13 protein-coding genes are annotated in these 15,452 nt (G+C 62.8%); 5 read left to right on the top strand and 8 right to left on the bottom strand.

Annotation, left to right across the window (positions count from 1 at the left end):
- Positions 1-19: 19 nt before the first annotated feature.
- From OHD58_RS23615 to katG, 4 genes are all read right to left on the bottom strand, one after another.
- Positions 20-478 (bottom strand): PaaI family thioesterase, encoded by a 459-nt coding sequence (locus OHD58_RS23615; protein WP_263806005.1) that lies wholly within the window; start codon positions 476-478, stop codon positions 20-22.
- Positions 479-567: 89 nt separating this feature from the next.
- On the bottom strand, positions 568-1,344 hold the full coding sequence (locus tag OHD58_RS23620; RefSeq protein WP_263806006.1) for a Crp/Fnr family transcriptional regulator: 777 nt from the start codon (positions 1,342-1,344) through the stop codon (positions 568-570).
- 48 nt (positions 1,345-1,392) lie between these two features.
- On the bottom strand, positions 1,393-2,682 hold the full coding sequence (locus OHD58_RS23625; RefSeq protein WP_263806007.1) for an RsmB/NOP family class I SAM-dependent RNA methyltransferase: 1,290 nt from the start codon (positions 2,680-2,682) through the stop codon (positions 1,393-1,395).
- A 181-nt stretch (positions 2,683-2,863) separates the two neighbouring features.
- The gene (gene katG / locus OHD58_RS23630; RefSeq protein WP_263806008.1) at positions 2,864-5,068 is read right to left on the bottom strand and encodes a catalase/peroxidase HPI; all 2,205 of its coding nucleotides are present in this window, start codon (positions 5,066-5,068) and stop codon (positions 2,864-2,866) included.
- A gap of 146 nt (positions 5,069-5,214) precedes the next feature.
- Here katG and OHD58_RS23635 point away from each other — a divergent pair, with 146 nt between their 5' ends.
- A complete protein-coding gene (locus OHD58_RS23635; RefSeq protein ID WP_263806010.1) occupies positions 5,215-6,123 on the top strand; it encodes a hydrogen peroxide-inducible genes activator in 909 nt (302 codons plus the stop codon).
- Positions 6,124-6,126: 3 nt separating this feature from the next.
- Here OHD58_RS23635 and OHD58_RS23640 read toward each other — a convergent pair whose 3' ends face one another.
- Together OHD58_RS23640 and guaB are read right to left on the bottom strand one after the other, a co-directional pair.
- Entirely contained in the window at positions 6,127-6,546 is a 420-nt protein-coding gene (locus OHD58_RS23640) for an MAPEG family protein (RefSeq protein ID WP_263806012.1), read from the bottom strand.
- Positions 6,546-8,045, bottom strand: coding sequence for an IMP dehydrogenase (gene guaB / locus OHD58_RS23645; RefSeq protein WP_263806013.1), 1,500 nt, complete (start codon positions 8,043-8,045; stop codon positions 6,546-6,548). Before guaB ends, OHD58_RS23640 begins: the two co-directional genes overlap by 1 nt.
- A 205-nt stretch (positions 8,046-8,250) precedes the next feature.
- Here guaB and OHD58_RS23650 point away from each other — a divergent pair, with 205 nt between their 5' ends.
- The 3 genes from OHD58_RS23650 (at position 8,251) to OHD58_RS23660 (ending at position 11,992) form a co-directional block, all read left to right on the top strand.
- Positions 8,251-9,360, top strand: a complete 1,110-nt coding sequence (locus OHD58_RS23650; RefSeq protein WP_263806015.1) for a YjgN family protein — start codon at positions 8,251-8,253, stop codon at positions 9,358-9,360.
- Positions 9,361-9,373: 13 nt separating this feature from the next.
- On the top strand, positions 9,374-10,444 hold the full coding sequence (locus OHD58_RS23655) for a M48 family metallopeptidase (protein WP_412177284.1): 1,071 nt from the start codon (positions 9,374-9,376) through the stop codon (positions 10,442-10,444).
- Between the two features lie 141 nt (positions 10,445-10,585).
- Positions 10,586-11,992: an MFS transporter gene (locus OHD58_RS23660; RefSeq protein WP_263806018.1), complete on the top strand. Its 1,407-nt coding sequence runs from the start codon at positions 10,586-10,588 to the stop codon at positions 11,990-11,992.
- 40 nt (positions 11,993-12,032) lie between these two features.
- Here OHD58_RS23660 and OHD58_RS23665 read toward each other — a convergent pair whose 3' ends face one another.
- Both OHD58_RS23665 and OHD58_RS23670 read right to left on the bottom strand, forming a co-directional pair.
- Positions 12,033-12,737: an RlmE family RNA methyltransferase gene (locus OHD58_RS23665; RefSeq protein WP_263806019.1), complete on the bottom strand. Its 705-nt coding sequence runs from the start codon at positions 12,735-12,737 to the stop codon at positions 12,033-12,035.
- Positions 12,734-14,071, bottom strand: a complete 1,338-nt coding sequence (locus OHD58_RS23670) for a Ppx/GppA phosphatase family protein (RefSeq protein WP_263806020.1) — start codon at positions 14,069-14,071, stop codon at positions 12,734-12,736. Before OHD58_RS23670 ends, OHD58_RS23665 begins: the two co-directional genes overlap by 4 nt.
- A 360-nt stretch (positions 14,072-14,431) precedes the next feature.
- Here OHD58_RS23670 and OHD58_RS23675 point away from each other — a divergent pair, with 360 nt between their 5' ends.
- Positions 14,432-15,409, top strand: coding sequence for a lysylphosphatidylglycerol synthase domain-containing protein (locus OHD58_RS23675; RefSeq protein WP_263806021.1), 978 nt, complete (start codon positions 14,432-14,434; stop codon positions 15,407-15,409).
- Positions 15,410-15,452: the final 43 nt, after the last annotated feature.

Below are 15,452 nucleotides of genomic sequence, written 5' to 3' on the forward strand. Positions count from 1 at the left end.
CTCACCTGCTTGATCCGGCTCAGCCCTCGACGCCTTCTCGGCCCACCACCGTCATCATGGTTCCGGTCATGGTGGCGATTAGCTTGGCTTCGCCGTCAGCCGCGAACGCATAGGCCTGACCGTCCGCCACGATGATGGTGCGGCCAGGCTTGGTGACGGAGCCGCGGAAGAGGAACCGTTCGCCCTTGCCCGGCGCCAGCAGGTTGACCTTGAATTCGATGGTCAGCACCCCGGCATTTGCAGGCATCAGCGAAAAGGCGGCATAACCGCAGGCCGAATCAAGCGCCGTCGATATGATGCCGGCATGCAGGAAGCCGTGCTGCTGGGTAAGCCCGATGGAATGGGGCATCTCGATTTCGATGATGCCCGGCGTCACCAATGTCAATTCGGCGCCGATCGTCGTCATCGCGCTCTGGCGCGCGAAGGACTTGCGCACGCGCTCTTCGAAATCAGGATCGGGAACGGGTTTTGCCGTCACTGGAAATGCCTCAAATTCTGGAACCGCTTATCGCAAATTTCAGAAAAGGCGCAATTGGCAAATGTTGCAATGCAAAAAGCGCGCTGAGATCAGACGCTCGTAGCCGGTTTCGGCTCTTCGCCGGCAACGGGAGCTCCTTGTACACTCTCGCGGTTCTCTTCCGCAGGCTCGCTCTTGGCGACGGTGGGTACACGGTTCGCATCGTTCATACGCTCCAGTTTTCCCACCAGATTGCGGTTGAAGCTGTATTCCAGCGCCTGCCTGATGCCCGGATTCTTCTTGTTCAGCGCCCTGAGCACACCGGGATCGAACACGCAGCAGCGTATTTCGTTGGCCACCCTTACCGTCGCTGATGCCGGCTTGCCGGTCAGAAAGCTCATCTCGCCGAGAAAATCGCCTGGGCCGCACACGCCGATAATCGTCGTCCCGGTTTCGATGCTTGCCGCACCGCTGGCAATGAAAACGAGTTCGGGCGCGGCCTGTCCCTCCTCCACCAGCACTTCGCCGGGCTCGCGCGTCTGCCAGCGTGCCAGCTTGAGCATGCGTCCGCGCAGATTGGGCTCGAGCGTCGGCATTACCGTCTCGATGAAGAATTTCTCGTCGTCACTGCCGGAACGCCGGCGTCCGGCAAGCAGGACGATCGCCAGTTGCACCGCATTGACCCCGGCGAAGATGAATTCCCACGTCGCGCTGATGTTGTCGTGGATCAGAAATCCGTAATAAAAAACGCCGACCACGCCGCTGGCGATGCCGAACACCCGCAACCAGCGCATGCTGCTCATCGAGACGGAGATGATGACGAGTATGTAGTTGAGGTGCCCGACCGCATTGTTGAAATCGGTCAATTGGGCGATGACGTAATCCACCGGCAACCCTCCAGGGTCCTTCGAACGCACTTGCTCCGTCTACCGTGCTCACGATTTCCTTGAAAGTGCCGCGAAATAAAATCCATCGGTGCCGGTTCGTGTCGGGCTCAGCATGATGCCTCCGGAAGCGTCGATGCGAGCGGTCGGGTCCTGATCGGGGAAATGCCCATTCCACAGAGCCGCGTGGTCGACGGGGGCGAAATCCGGACTGCGCTTGATGAACGAGGCGACCTGTTCCCGGTTTTCCTCTTCGAATACCGAACAGGTGATGTAAACGAGACGGCCGCCGGGCCTGACATAAGCGCTGGCGGCATCGAAGATCGCTGCCTGCTCGGCCGTGCGCACATCGAGCTGCCTCTGGGTCAGCCGCCACTTGGCGTCCGGGCGACGGCGCCAGGTGCCGCTGCCGGTACAAGGCGCGTCGACAAGCACCAGATCCATGTTGCCGCGCAGTCCTTCAAGTTCAGATGCGCGACTCGCGACCTGCACATTGCGGCAGCCAGCCCGGTTGAGGCGGTCGAAAATCGGCGCGAGCCGCTGTTTTTCCGAATCGTAGGCGAAAATCTGGCCATGGTTCTCCATCAATGCCGAGAGCGCCAATGTCTTGCCGCCCGCCCCCGCGCAATAGTCGAGAACCTGGCCGCCCGAAGCCGGCACGGCGAGTGCGGCGACAATCTGTGAACCTTCGTCCTGAACCTCGAACCAGCCTTTCTGGAATGCCGGCTCGGCCTGAACGTTGGGATGCCGGCCATGGCCGGCGATCGGCGGGATCCGGATACCTTGCGGTGCGATTGGTGATGCCTCGGCGCCGGTACCCTGAAGCTCACCCAAAACGCGTTCGCGATCGGCCTTCAGCGTATTCACCCGCAGGTCGAGCGGCGGACGCTTCGACAGCCCCTGCCCTTCGCCGATCCAATCGCCGCCATAGGTCTTTTCCAGAAGCGGCACGCACCAGTCGGGGCAGTCGGCCCGAATGGCATCGGGAGCATCGGCCAGGGTGCGCGAGGCGAATAGCTTGACTTCGTTTTCGTTCAAAGGCTCGGGGGCGAATTTGTCGCCGTCGAGTTCCGCATTTAGGCTCTCGGGGGTTTCGCTCCATTCGAGAAGAAGCGCTCCAAAACCGAGCGCCCTTGGCGCGTCACTATCCAGCAGCCAGGCGGCGGAACGACGCCGGCGCAGCGCGTCGTAGACGATGTTGCCGATGGCGGCACGGTCACCGGCACCTGCAAAGCGATGGGAGAGCCCCCAATCGCGCAATGCCTCCGCTGCGGGGCGATGCCGCCGCTCGATATCTTCGAGAACTTCGATGGCCGCAGCCAATCGTCCGCCAAGCCGCATGTCTGGTTTTCCCGTGTTCGGTTCGCCCGTCCGGCGGCCTGACTATCCGGCAAAACGAAAACAGACAAGCACAACGGAGCTGAAGCCGGGAAAAACATTCCACTTTCGAACGCCTTCGAAAACGAAAACGGGCGCGGACGTATCCGCGCCTGTTCCGTCTGAAAAATGGTCCGCCTGCTTTTCAGCCCGCCGAAGCACCGAGATCGAAGCGATCGGCATTCATCACCTTCGTCCATGCCGCCACGAAGTCCTTCACGAACTTACCGCCCGCATCCGCTTGGCCATAGACCTCTGCAAGCGCCCTCAACTGCGAGTGGGAACCAAAGATCAGGTCGACGCGGGTGCCGGTCCACCTGAATTCGTTCGTCTTGCGGTCACGTCCCTCGTAGATCCCCTCGGAGCCTGCCAGCGGCTGCCACACGGTGCCCATGTCGAGCAGGTTGACGAAGAAGTCATTCGTCAGCGTGCCGGGCCTGTTGGTGAAGACGCCGTGCCTGGAATCGCCAACATTGGCACCGAGAACACGCAGGCCGCCCAACAACACGGTCATTTCCGGTCCCGTCAGCGTCAAGAGGTGCGCCCGATCCACCAGAGCTTCCTCCGGCTGCATGAACTTGAGCTTGCCGTCGTTCGTATAGTTGCGGAAACCGTCATAGCGCGGCTCGAGCGGCGCAAAGGACTGTACGTCGGTCTGCTCCTGCGAGGCGTCGGCCCGGCCTGGCGCGAACGGAACATTCGCGTCAACGCCGGCGTCCCTGGCGGCTTTCTCGACTGCTGCCGAACCGCCGAGAACGATCAGGTCGGCCAGCGAGACCTTCTTGCCGCCGGATTGTGACGTATTGAATTCGTTCTGGATCGCTTCGAGCTTTTCCAGGACGGTCTTGAGATGGGTCGGCTGGTTGACCTCCCAGTCCTTCTGAGGAGCGAGGCAGATGCGCGCGCCATTGGCACCGCCGCGCTTGTCGGAGCGGCGGAAGGTCGAGGCCGACGCCCAGGCGGTCGAGACCAACTGCGACACCGATAGTCCGGAGGCGAAGATCTTCGCCTTCAGGGCTGCGATGTCCTGCTCGTCGATCAGCACATGATCCACGGCCGGGACCGGATCCTGCCAGATCAGCGTCTCCTGCGGAACAAGTGGGCCGAGATAACGGACGCGTGGCCCCATGTCGCGGTGCGTCAGCTTGAACCAGGCGCGGGCGAAGGCGTCCGCGAACTGGTCCGGATTCTCGTAGAACCGCCGCGAGATCTTTTCGTATTCCGGGTCGAGACGCAGCGAAAGATCCGTCGTCAGCATCGTCGGGACGTGCTTCTTCGATGGATCGAATGCGTCCGGAATGCTCTGCTCGCCGCTTTTCGCCTTCCACTGCTTGGCTCCGGCCGGGCTCGCCGTCAGTTCCCATTCGTTTTCGAACAGGTTCTTGAAAAACAGGTTGCTCCACCTTGTCGGCGTCTGCGTCCAGGTGACTTCGGGACCGCCGGTGATGGCGTCGGCGCCTATACCGGTGCCGTGCTTGCTCTTCCAGCCCAGACCCTGATCCTCAAGCGCGCCGCTTTCCGGCTCCGCTCCCACCAGCGATGGATCGCCGGCGCCATGGGTCTTGCCGAAGCTGTGACCGCCCGCGATCAGCGCGACAGTCTCCTCGTCGTTCATCGCCATGCGGAAGAATGTCTCGCGGATGTCCCTAGCCGCCGCGATCGGGTCGGGATTACCGTTCGGCCCCTCCGGATTGACGTAGATCAGGCCCATCTGCACCGCGCCCAGCGGCTCCGACAACTGGCGTTCTCCACTATAGCGTTCGTCGCCCAGCCACGTTCCCTCGGGGCCCCAGTAGAGCTCTTCCGGTTCCCACACATCGGCGCGGCCACCGGCGAAACCGAACGTCTTGAAACCCATCGATTCGAGCGCCACGTTGCCGGTCAGGATCATGAGGTCGGCCCAGGAGATCTTGTTGCCGTACTTCTGCTTGATCGGCCAGAGCAGGCGCCGTGCCTTGTCCAGGTTCGCATTGTCCGGCCACGAGTTGAGCGGCGCGAAACGTTGCTGGCCTGCGCCGGCGCCACCCCGGCCGTCGGTGATGCGGTACGTGCCCGCACTGTGCCATGCCATGCGGATGAACAATCCGCCATAATGACCGAAATCGGCCGGCCACCACTCCTGCGAGTCCGTCATCAAGGCATGAAGATCCTGGATGACCGCATCGAGATCGAGGCTCTTGAACTCCTCGGCGTAGTCAAAATCCTTGCCCATCGGGTCGGCCGCGGGCGTATTTGTATGGAGCACGCCGACATCGAGATGCTCCGGCCACCAGTCGCGGTTCGCACGTCCGCGGCTGCCGCCGGTGAACGGGCACTTGCCGGCACTCTTGTCGTCAGTCTTCGCGTCCATGGCTTTCGCCTCCTCAAATTTCCAAGCTTTGCCGAATTTCGCCAGGGGCGGAGCGCTGCGCCCGCCACTCTGGAATTGTTCCAGAGTAGCTACCAGCTCCTATAAAGACAAATTGCCTTTCCTGTTTTTATCGATAGGATTTGGTTATGATCAGATTGACCGTTCGCCAGATGCAGTATTTCGATGCGCTGGCTCAGACATTGCATTTTGGCCGTGCTGCAGCATTGGCCGGAGTTTCGCAACCAGCGCTTTCGGCGCAGATCGCTGAAATGGAGGAGCGGCTTGCGTGCCGGCTCTTTGACCGCGGTGGAAAATCCGTGCGCATGACGGATGAAGCTCTGGCGCTGCAGCCCAGAATAGAGCGCATTCTCGGCGAGATGCGCGAGATCGAATCCGTTGCCAGGCGCGGCCGCCTTGCCATGGAGGGCCGTTTCCGACTCGGTATCATTCCGACCATCGCGCCCTATCTCTTGCCGCACGTCCTGCCCGAGTTGAAATCGCGCTTTCCCGCGCTTGTGCTGGAGCTTCGCGAGGCGGTCACCGCATCGCTGGTTGAAGGAACCGCCAGCGGCCGCATCGACGGTTTCGTGGCGGCGCTGCCGCTCGACTTTCCCGGCCTGGTCACCGAGGAACTTTTCCCGGATCGCTTCTTCCTTGCCGTACCGGCCGACGATCCGGGCTTCGCTTCGCCGCCGGTGCCGCCGGAGAGCCCGGCGCTCGAACGGCTGATGCTGCTGGAGGAAGGGCATTGCATGCGCGAGCAGGCGCTCGCCGTCTGCGGCAGTGTCAAGCCGGTGGCGATGGCCAGCTATGGCGCGACCAGCCTCACCACTTTGCTGCAGATGGTGGCGCATGGGCTGGGTATCACGCTCATCCCCGAAATGGCCGCGCGGCCTGCCGGCGCGATGCCCGACCTCAAGATCGTACCCTTCGCCGACCCGATGCCGTCGCGCACCATCTGCCTTGCCTGGCGGCGCAACAGCACGCGGCACAACGAGTGCGTCGAACTGGCAAGCATCATCCGCGGGCTGCGCGGCGTTTTGATGCCGGATTGAAGGTCAGACAGCGCCCACAAGGTGCAGCGCGAACCAGATCCACATCAGCCCCAGCACCAGGAAACCGAAAGCGAAGGCCGGCTGCCGGAAACGGATACGGTTCGACGTTACGTGGATAAAGGCGTGCAGGTAGCGCGACAGCACGAACAGCCACGCCAGCACCACAGGAACAAGCCCCGCCCCTGATGTGACGTAGAGGCACAGGCATACGATATGGAAAAGCCCCGGCAGTTCGAACTGGTTGGCGAGATTGTTGCGGATAAACAGGCTCTCGGCGGGCTCGCTCAGGTTCTCGCGGAATTGCGAAGCCTTGGCGTTGCCCGACTTGACGGCTGCCCTGCGGCGGAGGCTCATCAACGCATAAATGACATAGACCAGCACCACATGCGCGATCATCGGCCAGAAGATTGCCGTCTGGTTCATCACGCACCCGGGTAGTTGGGGCTTTCGCGGGTGATCGCCACGTCGTGCGTGTGGCTTTCACGCAGGCCGGCGTTGGAAATGCGCACGAAGGTCGCCCGATCGCGGAAATCCACGAGGTTGCGGGCGCCGACATAGCCCATCGCCGCCTTGAGACCGCCGGCAAGCTGGTGCAGCACGCCGGACACCGGTCCCTTGTAAGGCACCTGCCCTTCGATGCCTTCCGGCACCAGCTTCAGCGTATCGCGCACCTCGGCCTGGAAATAGCGGTCGGCCGAGCCACGCGCCATGGCGCCCACGGAACCCATGCCGCGATAGGCCTTGAACGAACGGCCCTGGTGCAGATAGACCTCGCCCGGGCTCTCGTCGGTACCGGCGAGCAGCGAACCTATCATCGCCGCGCCGGCACCGGCGGCCAGCGCCTTGGCGAGGTCGCCGGAATATTTGATGCCGCCGTCGGCAATCACCGAAACACCGGATTTCTCGGCCGTCTCGACCGCCGACATGATCGCCGAGAGTTGTGGCACGCCTACCCCGGCGACAATACGCGTGGTGCAGATCGAACCCGGTCCGATGCCAATCTTCACCGCGTCGGCGCCGGCATCGATGAGTGCCTGTGTGCCCGAAGCCGTGGCGACATTGCCCGCCATGATACGCACCGAGTTGGACAGTTTTTTAGCCCGGACCACCGCGTCGAGCACCCGCTGCGAATGGCCGTGCGCGGTGTCGATGACCAGCAAATCGACGCCGGCATCGATCAGCCGCTCGGCGCGCTCGAAACCGTCATCGCCGACGCTGGTAGCCGCCGCTGCCCGCAAGCGTCCTTGCGCATCCTTCGAGGCATGCGGATTGAGCTGCGATTTCTCGATGTCCTTGACGGTGATCAGCCCGACGCAGTTGCCCTGCTTGTCGACGACCACCAGCTTCTCTATACGGTGCTGGTGGAGCAGCCGCTTGGCTTCGCCCTGATCGACGTTTTCCTTCACCGTGATCAGGTTCTCGCGCGTCATCAGTTCGTAGACCTTCTGCGCGGGATCCGAGGCGAAACGCACGTCGCGGTTGGTCAGGATGCCAACCAGCTTGCCGACCTTCTGGCCGCCGGTACCGCCATTCTCGACAACCGGAATTCCGGAAATGCTGTATGTCCGCATCAGCGACAATGCATCGGCGAGCGTCGCATCCGGCCCGATCGTCACCGGATTGACCACCATGCCCGATTCGAACTTCTTGACCTGTCGAACCTGCTCGGCCTGCTCTGCCGGTGAAAAATTGCGGTGGATGACGCCGATGCCACCGGCCTGTGCCATGGCGATGGCCAGGCGCGATTCGGTGACCGTATCCATCGCCGCCGAAAGGATCGGGATGTTGAGGTCGATGTCCCCGGCGATGCGGGTGCGGACATCGGTCTGGCCCGGCATGACCTCGGAATGGCCGGGCTGCAAAAGCACGTCGTCGAATGTCAGCGCCATTGCGCCGGTGGCGGTCTCGATGATTTTTGCCATTGCCGATCCTTAATGCAAAAGGGGCGCTGGCCCACTGGGCAGCGCCGACTCGTAAGTTCCCTTTCAGGATTGGCACGGGCTGGTACCATGTATCTTGTCGTTTGAAAAGACGACCGCTTCACCTGCCGACCCTTGCGGGCAATTGCATTCTCGGCAAGGTTGCAGTTCCACTGCAAGCTCACCGAAGCCGCACCACGAGGGGAAAATGAACGATACCGACGTGCCTCAAGCGGCCGTTCCATCCACGATCCGAATGCAGCGGGAGAAATTTTCCTTCACAGGCACGACGCGCGAATATTTCGGCATCTGGATCGTCAACGTGCTTCTGACGATCGTGACGATCGGCATCTATTCCGCCTGGGCAAAGGTCCGCCGCCAGCGCTATTTTTATGGCAACACCCATCTCGCCGGCGCCACGTTCGACTATCACGCGCGTCCGATCCAGATCCTGATCGGCCGCATCATCGTGCTGGTGCTGCTGATCGCCTACAATCTTCTCGCGACTTTCGCGCCCCTCGTCAGCGGCATCTTCGCTGTGGCCTTTCTGTTCGCATTGCCCTGGTTCATCATGCGAGGCATGCGTTTCAGCGCGCGCGTCACCAGCTACCGAAACGTTCGGTTCGATTTCACCGGTGGCTACTGGGGCGCATTCCAGGCGTACATTCTCGGCGGCGCGCTGATCTACGGCACCGCCGGAATCCTGGCTCCGCTCGCTTCACAGTGGATGTGGAATTACACGCTCGGCAATCTCAGATATGGCGACCGTCCGATAAAGAGCGATCCACGGCTCGAAAAACTCTATGGCCAGTGGTGGCTTCCGGCTTTCGTGCTGGCCGGAGGATTTCTGGTGTTGGTCGCGGTGGCGGTTGCACTCGTTATCCTTTTTTCCACCCAGATCGGCGAATTTTTCAATACCGGCGACGATCCTCAGGTTTCGCCCTACATGATCGTTGTCCTGTTTTATGTGGCCGTTGTCCCCTTCCTGATCCTCTATTTCGTCGCTGGCTTGCTCTATCGGGCCGGCACGCGCAACGTGGCTTTGAACGAAACGATCATCGACGACAGGCACGCCATGGCCTCCTGCATCCATCGCGGCCGCTACGCATGGATTTCCATAACCAACCTGCTCGCCACATTGGCAACGCTCGGCTTTGCCCGGCCGTGGGCAGCGATCCGAATGGCCCGGTACCTCGCCACCGTCACCGCGCTCGATACCACCGGCCCGCTTGACGTATATGTAGGCACCATCCGCGACGAAGGTGGCGCGGTCGGGTCGGAATACATGGACGTGGAAGGATTTGATCTTGGCTTCTGAAACCCGCCTGCCGATGGCGGTGGAAGGCCTCTGGCGCCCGCCCGCCGTCGGGCGTGCCAAGGCAGCGGTCCTGACTGTCGGCCCTGACGCCACCGTCACCGCCGCCGACCGTGATACCGGCGCGATCTTTTCTTCGGCGGCGTTCCCGACAGTCCGGATATCCGACCGCGTCGGCTCTATTCCTCGCAATATCACCTTCCCCGATCAAAGCGTCTTTGAAACAAGCGACAACGACACCGTCGACACTCTGGTGCGGCCGCATCGGAAGAAGAACTTCGGCTTCATCCATGGCCTCGAGCGGTTCCATCCACGACTGGTTGTCCTTGCCGCGCTGGTCGTCGCATTTTGTTTCGCGCTTTATCGTTTCGCCCTGCCGATGCTGGTCGAGGTGGCGATCGTGGCAACGCCGCCGGTGGTCCCACAATTGTTGAGCCAGGGCGCTCTTGCCTCCCTGGATCAGACGTTTTTCGAGCCGACCAAGCTAAGCGCCGAGAGGCAGAAGGCGCTGACCGATCAGTTCACCGCCATTGCGGCCCTGGCGCGCGGCGGCAATGGAGTTGCTGCACCTGCGCAGGTGCCGCCCTACACGCTCAACTTCCGCGGTGGGGGTTCGATCGGGCCGAACGCCTTTGCGCTTCCCGACGGAACCGTCGTGCTGACCGACGAACTGGTGGAACTTGCCCAGGACGACGAGATGGTGCTCGGCGTGCTCGCCCACGAAATCGGCCATGTCGATCATCAGCACAGCCTCCGACAGCTTTATCGGGCAGCCGGTGTCACCGCGCTCATCATGCTGATCGGCGGCGATATCGGCTCGGGAACGGAAGATATCCTGGTCCAGGGCTCAGCGCTTGCCTCGCTTTCCTATTCGCGCGACGCCGAGGCGGAGGCCGACCATTATAGCGTCGAATTGATGCACAAGGCCGGCCACGATCCGGCAGCCATTGCGCGGTTCTTCGAGTTGATGCGCGACAAGCTGGGCGACAAGGGCGAGAACGATTTCCTCTCGACGCATCCGGCAACACCTGAACGCATCGCCGAAACCAAGCGGTATGCCGAAGAAATCGCCAGCCGGAAGAAATGACCTCATCCCGGCAAAGGTTGGCATTGTCACGGTAAGCTGACGGTCCAGTCACGGAAAATCCGCGACAAGCCAAAACAACCATGCTACCCGCCCAAACGTCGACGTCCCACGCATTCCGCGACGTAATTCCGGATCTGGTCCTTGAACCGCATCATCCCGCTCATTCTCGCGGTTGCCCTCTTCATGGAAAACATGGACTCGACGGTGATCGCAACGTCGTTGCCTGCCATTGCCACCGACATCGGCACCAGTCCGGTCGCCTTGAAGCTAGCGCTTACCGCGTATCTCGTGTCGCTCGCCATCTTCATCCCCATCAGTTCTTGGATGGCCGACAAGCATGGCGCAAAACGGGTGTTCCGCATTGCAATCGCGGTTTTCGTGATCGGTTCGATCGGATGCGCGGCAGCAAATGCGCTGGGCGGCTTCGTGCTGGCCCGCTTCGTCCAGGGTATCGGCGGCGCTATGATGACGCCGGTCGCGAGGCTGGTGCTGGTGCGCTCCACACCCAAACGCGAACTCGTTTCAGCCATGGCCTGGCTGACAATGCCCGCGCTGATCGGACCGATGCTCGGGCCACCGGTCGGCGGCTTCATAACGACTTTCTTCAGCTGGCATTGGATATTCATCATCAATGTGCCGATCGGCGTCCTCGGCATCTGGCTGGCCGGACGTTTCCTCCCGGAAATCCCCTCGGCGGGCGCGGGACCGATCGACCTGCCAGGCTTTTTCCTCTCGGCGATCGCCGCATCCGGCATCGTGTTTGGGCTGTCCGTGGTCAGCCTGCCGGCGCTTCCCCCTGCCTTCGGCGTGGCGGCGGTGCTCGTCGGCATCGCGGCAGCCATTTTTTATGTTCGCCACTCCCGCAGGCGGTCCCACCCGCTGCTCAATCTCAGGCTGTTCGCCAACCCGGTCTTCAGGGCCGCGGTCATCGGCGGTTTGGTGTTCCGCGTCGGCATCGGCGCGGTTCCTTTTTTGTTGCCACTGCTCTTCCAGCTCGGTTTCGGCATGAGCCCCTTCCAGTCCGGCATGCTGACCTTTGCATCGGCAATGGGCGCTTTCGCCATGAAACTGCTGGCCCCGATCATGTTGCGCCTGGGCGGGTTCCGCACAATTCTCATCGCTTCCGGCCTGCTGAGCGCCGGCCTGATCGCCGTCAACGGCTTCTTCACCCCTGCAACCTCGGCAGGAGTCATCATCCTGGTGCTGCTGGTTGCCGGATTTTTCCGATCTCTCTTCTTCACGTCGACCAACGCGCTGGTTTTCGCGGATATCGAGAGCGCTGATGCCAGCCAGGCGACCGCGATCAGCGCGGTGTCGCAGCAGATCAGCATCGCGCTCGGCGTGGCTGTCGGCGGCACCACGCTGGAGGCAGCGGCCTACTTCTCGGGACAGGCCATCGGGCCGTCGGCGTTCACGACTGCTTTCCTGGTCATCGCCTTCATCAGCATGCTCGCGGTCATTCCGTTCATCGGGCTCGCGCCGACCGCCGGCAATTCGGTGTCGGGACACCGGCTGTCCGATCCGGAAGAGCCGCGGGCGCCGCTTTAACCTGCTTCACGGAGAACGGCGAACGGCCTGTCAGCAAGGTTCACGTCTCCGGGCGGCCCTTGAAATCCTTAGCGAGAAGATAAAGCTCCACCGACTCGTTGCGCGATGCCGGCGGCTTCACGTGATGCACCGAGCGGAAATTCCGTTTCAACGCATCGAGAAGGCCGGATTCCGTGCCGCCCTGAAAGGTCTTGGCGAGAAAATGGCCGCCGGGCCTCAGCACCGAAATCGCGAAATCGGCTGCCACCTCGCACAAGTGCATGGTCCGGATATGGTCTGTGCGCTGGTGCCCGGTCGTCGGCGCCGCCATGTCGGAAAGCACGATGTCGGGCTCGCCGCCTAGGGTCTCGACAAGCTTTGCCGGCGCCGCCTCGTCGAGGAAATCCATCTGCAGGAAGGCCGAGCCCGGCACCGCATCCATTTCGAGGTAGTCGATGCCCACTACCCGCGGGTTCTGCTCGGTCGACTTGACGCGCGCCGCCGCCACCTGGCACCAGCCGCCGGGTGCGGCACCGAGATCGATCACCCGCATGCCCGGCTTGAGCAGATGGTGCTTGTCGTCGATTTCGATCAGTTTGTATGCGGCGCGCGAGCGGTAGCCGTCGGCCTTGGAGCGCTGCACGTAAGGGTCGTTGAGGTGGCGTTCGAGCCAGCGGCGCGACGATTCCTTCAGGCCGCGCTTCTTCTTGACCTTCGTTCTCAAGACCCGCGCGCCGGTCCCGGTGCCACCCGGTTTCTTGGTCATGGCCGCGGTCCCGGCCGCCAGTTGCGACGCCACACGCCGTCGTCGGCCATCAGTTCGCTGAGAATGCCTTCGCGCAGGCCGCGGTCGGCGACGCGCAGCCGTTCCGAGGGCCAGATGCCGCGGATCGCCTCGAGGATGGCGCAACCGGCAAGCACCAGGTCGGCGCGGTCGGCGCCGATGCAGGGATTGGCGACGCGCGCTTCGAAATCCCAGCCGAGCAGCTTTTCGATCATCGAATCGACGTTTGGCCGGTCCATCCACAGCCCGTCGACGCGGCGGCGATCGTAGCGTTCGAGCCCCAGATGCACGCCGGCCAGCGTCGTCACCGTGCCGGAAGTGCCAAGCAGGTGGAAGCGCGAGCCTGAGGTCAGGTGGGCCAGCCGGTCGCGGCCGTCGAACGCGCCGAGCATGCCCGTCACGTCGTCGACCATCGCCTTGAAGACTGCCGGTGTCACGTCGCGGCCGCCGAAACGCTCGGCAAGCGAGACGACGCCGACCGGCAGCGAGGTCCATGAGACGATGTGGTTGGCGAGCCGCGGCGTGCGCTGCCGCGATACATCGACCAGCGCGATCTCCGACGAGCCGCCGCCAATGTCGAACAGCACGATGCCGTCGGTATCGCGCTCGACCAGCGAGCCGCAGCCGGAAACCGCCAGGCGCGCCTCGGTGCGCCGGTCGATGATCTCCAGCGACAGGCCGGTCTCGGCCTTCACCCGCGCCAGGAATTCGGCGCCGTTGTCGGCGGTGCGGCACGCCTCGGTGGCGATAAGACGGGCGCGGCGTACCGTACGCTGGCGAAGCTTGTCGGCGCAGATCTTCAACGCTTCGACGGCGCGATCCATCGCCGCCTCGCCGAGTCTGCCGTTGGCCGTCAGCCCCTCACCGAGGCGGACGATGCGCGAGAAGGCATCGATGACGCGGAACTGGCCCGGCCGCCCCGGAACGGCGACCAGCAGGCGGCAATTGTTGGTGCCGAGGTCAAGCGCCGCATAGACCGGCAGGTCCTGAAACGCCGGCCGCCGCGGCGCATCGGCTTCGGGCGCCGGTACTGGGGCTGGCGTAGGCGGTTCCTCAACCGACGGCGCATCTTTCGCGGGCAGTCCCTGCGGCACGCCGTCGCGCACGAAAACCTTGCGGCCGCGCCGGCGCTTGCGGCGCTTCTTCCATTTCGGCTTGTCGTTCGGGATCGCGCCAAGCGCCTGTCCGTTGCCGGACCAGCCCTCCGCCGGTCGGGCAGGAATAATCGGATTGGCGGACGGACTCGCGCCGTCGTGCGGCGGAAAGCCCCGTGACGCCCCATTTTCCGGCAACACGCCGGTATCGGGGTCCTTCACCTTCTTGTTCCTTCTGGCGCCGCGCGAACCATAACGGACGCTGCACGCGCTTTATGTTTTCTTCGTTGCCGTCAACGTACCAGCGCCGGTCGCAATCACCAAGCCCTGCTTTTGCAGAATTGACCCGCATCGAGCCTCTCCGCGCGCAGGATTGAAATTCCGATTTGATTGCCAGCGAAGAAAACGGTTCTATCTGCGGAGGGGTGCGTTTAACCACGTGCTGACGATTCGGTCACTGTCGCATCGGCCCGGAAATCGGCAACAGTTTCCGGACCGCGATGCGTAACTCAACGACCTCGGGCATCTTGCGCGTCGGCAATGGCGAGCGATGCTCCAGGGCACAGGAGCGACCCGCACGGGATGAAGTGGAAGGATTATATCTGGCCGGCCATCGGCCTTCTCGCCGTCACGCTTTCGGTATGGCTGCTCTACAAGGAACTGCGCGGCATTTCGCTCGACGATGTCGGTGACGGGCTCGCCGCCATCCGGTTGCACCAATGGCTGCTCGCGGCGCTGGGTTCGGTCGTCGCCTACGCGGCGCTCGCCGGCTACGACCACATCGCGCTTCTGCATATCGGCAAGAAGGTGTCGTGGCTGTTCATCTCGCTGTGCTCCTTCACCACCTATGCGCTTTCCCACAACATCGGCGGCTCCGTCATTTCAGGCGCGGTCATCCGCTACCGGGCCTACGGGTCGAAGGGCCTGACCGCATCGGAGGTCGGCATCCTCGTCGCCGTCTGCTGGTTCACCTTCGTTCTCGCGACCATCGTGCTCGCCGGCTTCGTGCTGGTGCTCGAACCGTCACTCATCCACCGCTACATTGAAGGCACGCCGCCGATCGTGGCGTTCGCGATCGGCGCCTTTCTGCTCGGCCTGGTCGCGCTCTATGTCTTCTGCAGCTGGCTGCACCTGAACCCGCTGAACATCCGCGGCCTCGCCATCCATTATCCGCGCCTGCCGATCGTCGCCAGGCAGCTCATCATCGGCCCGCTGGAGCTGCTGGGGGCCGCCTCGATCATCTATTTCGCTCTGCCCGAAGCCGGAAATCCGGGGTTCATCACGGTACTCGGCGTTTTCATCGCCTCGTTTTCGCTGGCGCAGATCTCGCATGCGCCGGGCGGGCTCGGCGTGCTCGAGATCGTCTTTCTGTCGGGGCTGTCCGACATGGATCCGGTGGGCGTGCTCGCCGCCCTGCTCGTCTTTCGCCTGTTCTACCTGATCATCCCGCTGGCTTTGGCGCTGGTCGTCGTGCTGGTCTTCGAGCGCTCGCAATTCGCCCAGCAATGGTCACGGCCGCTGCCCGTGGACATCGACACAAAACCACCGGATCCTGCCTGATCCCACCCTTCGACATCCGCATCGACGCGATCAGTACGGTGCA

It is taken from the genome of Mesorhizobium sp. ZC-5, from assembly GCF_025753855.1.
Classification (GTDB): Bacteria; Pseudomonadota; Alphaproteobacteria; order Rhizobiales; family Rhizobiaceae; genus Neomesorhizobium.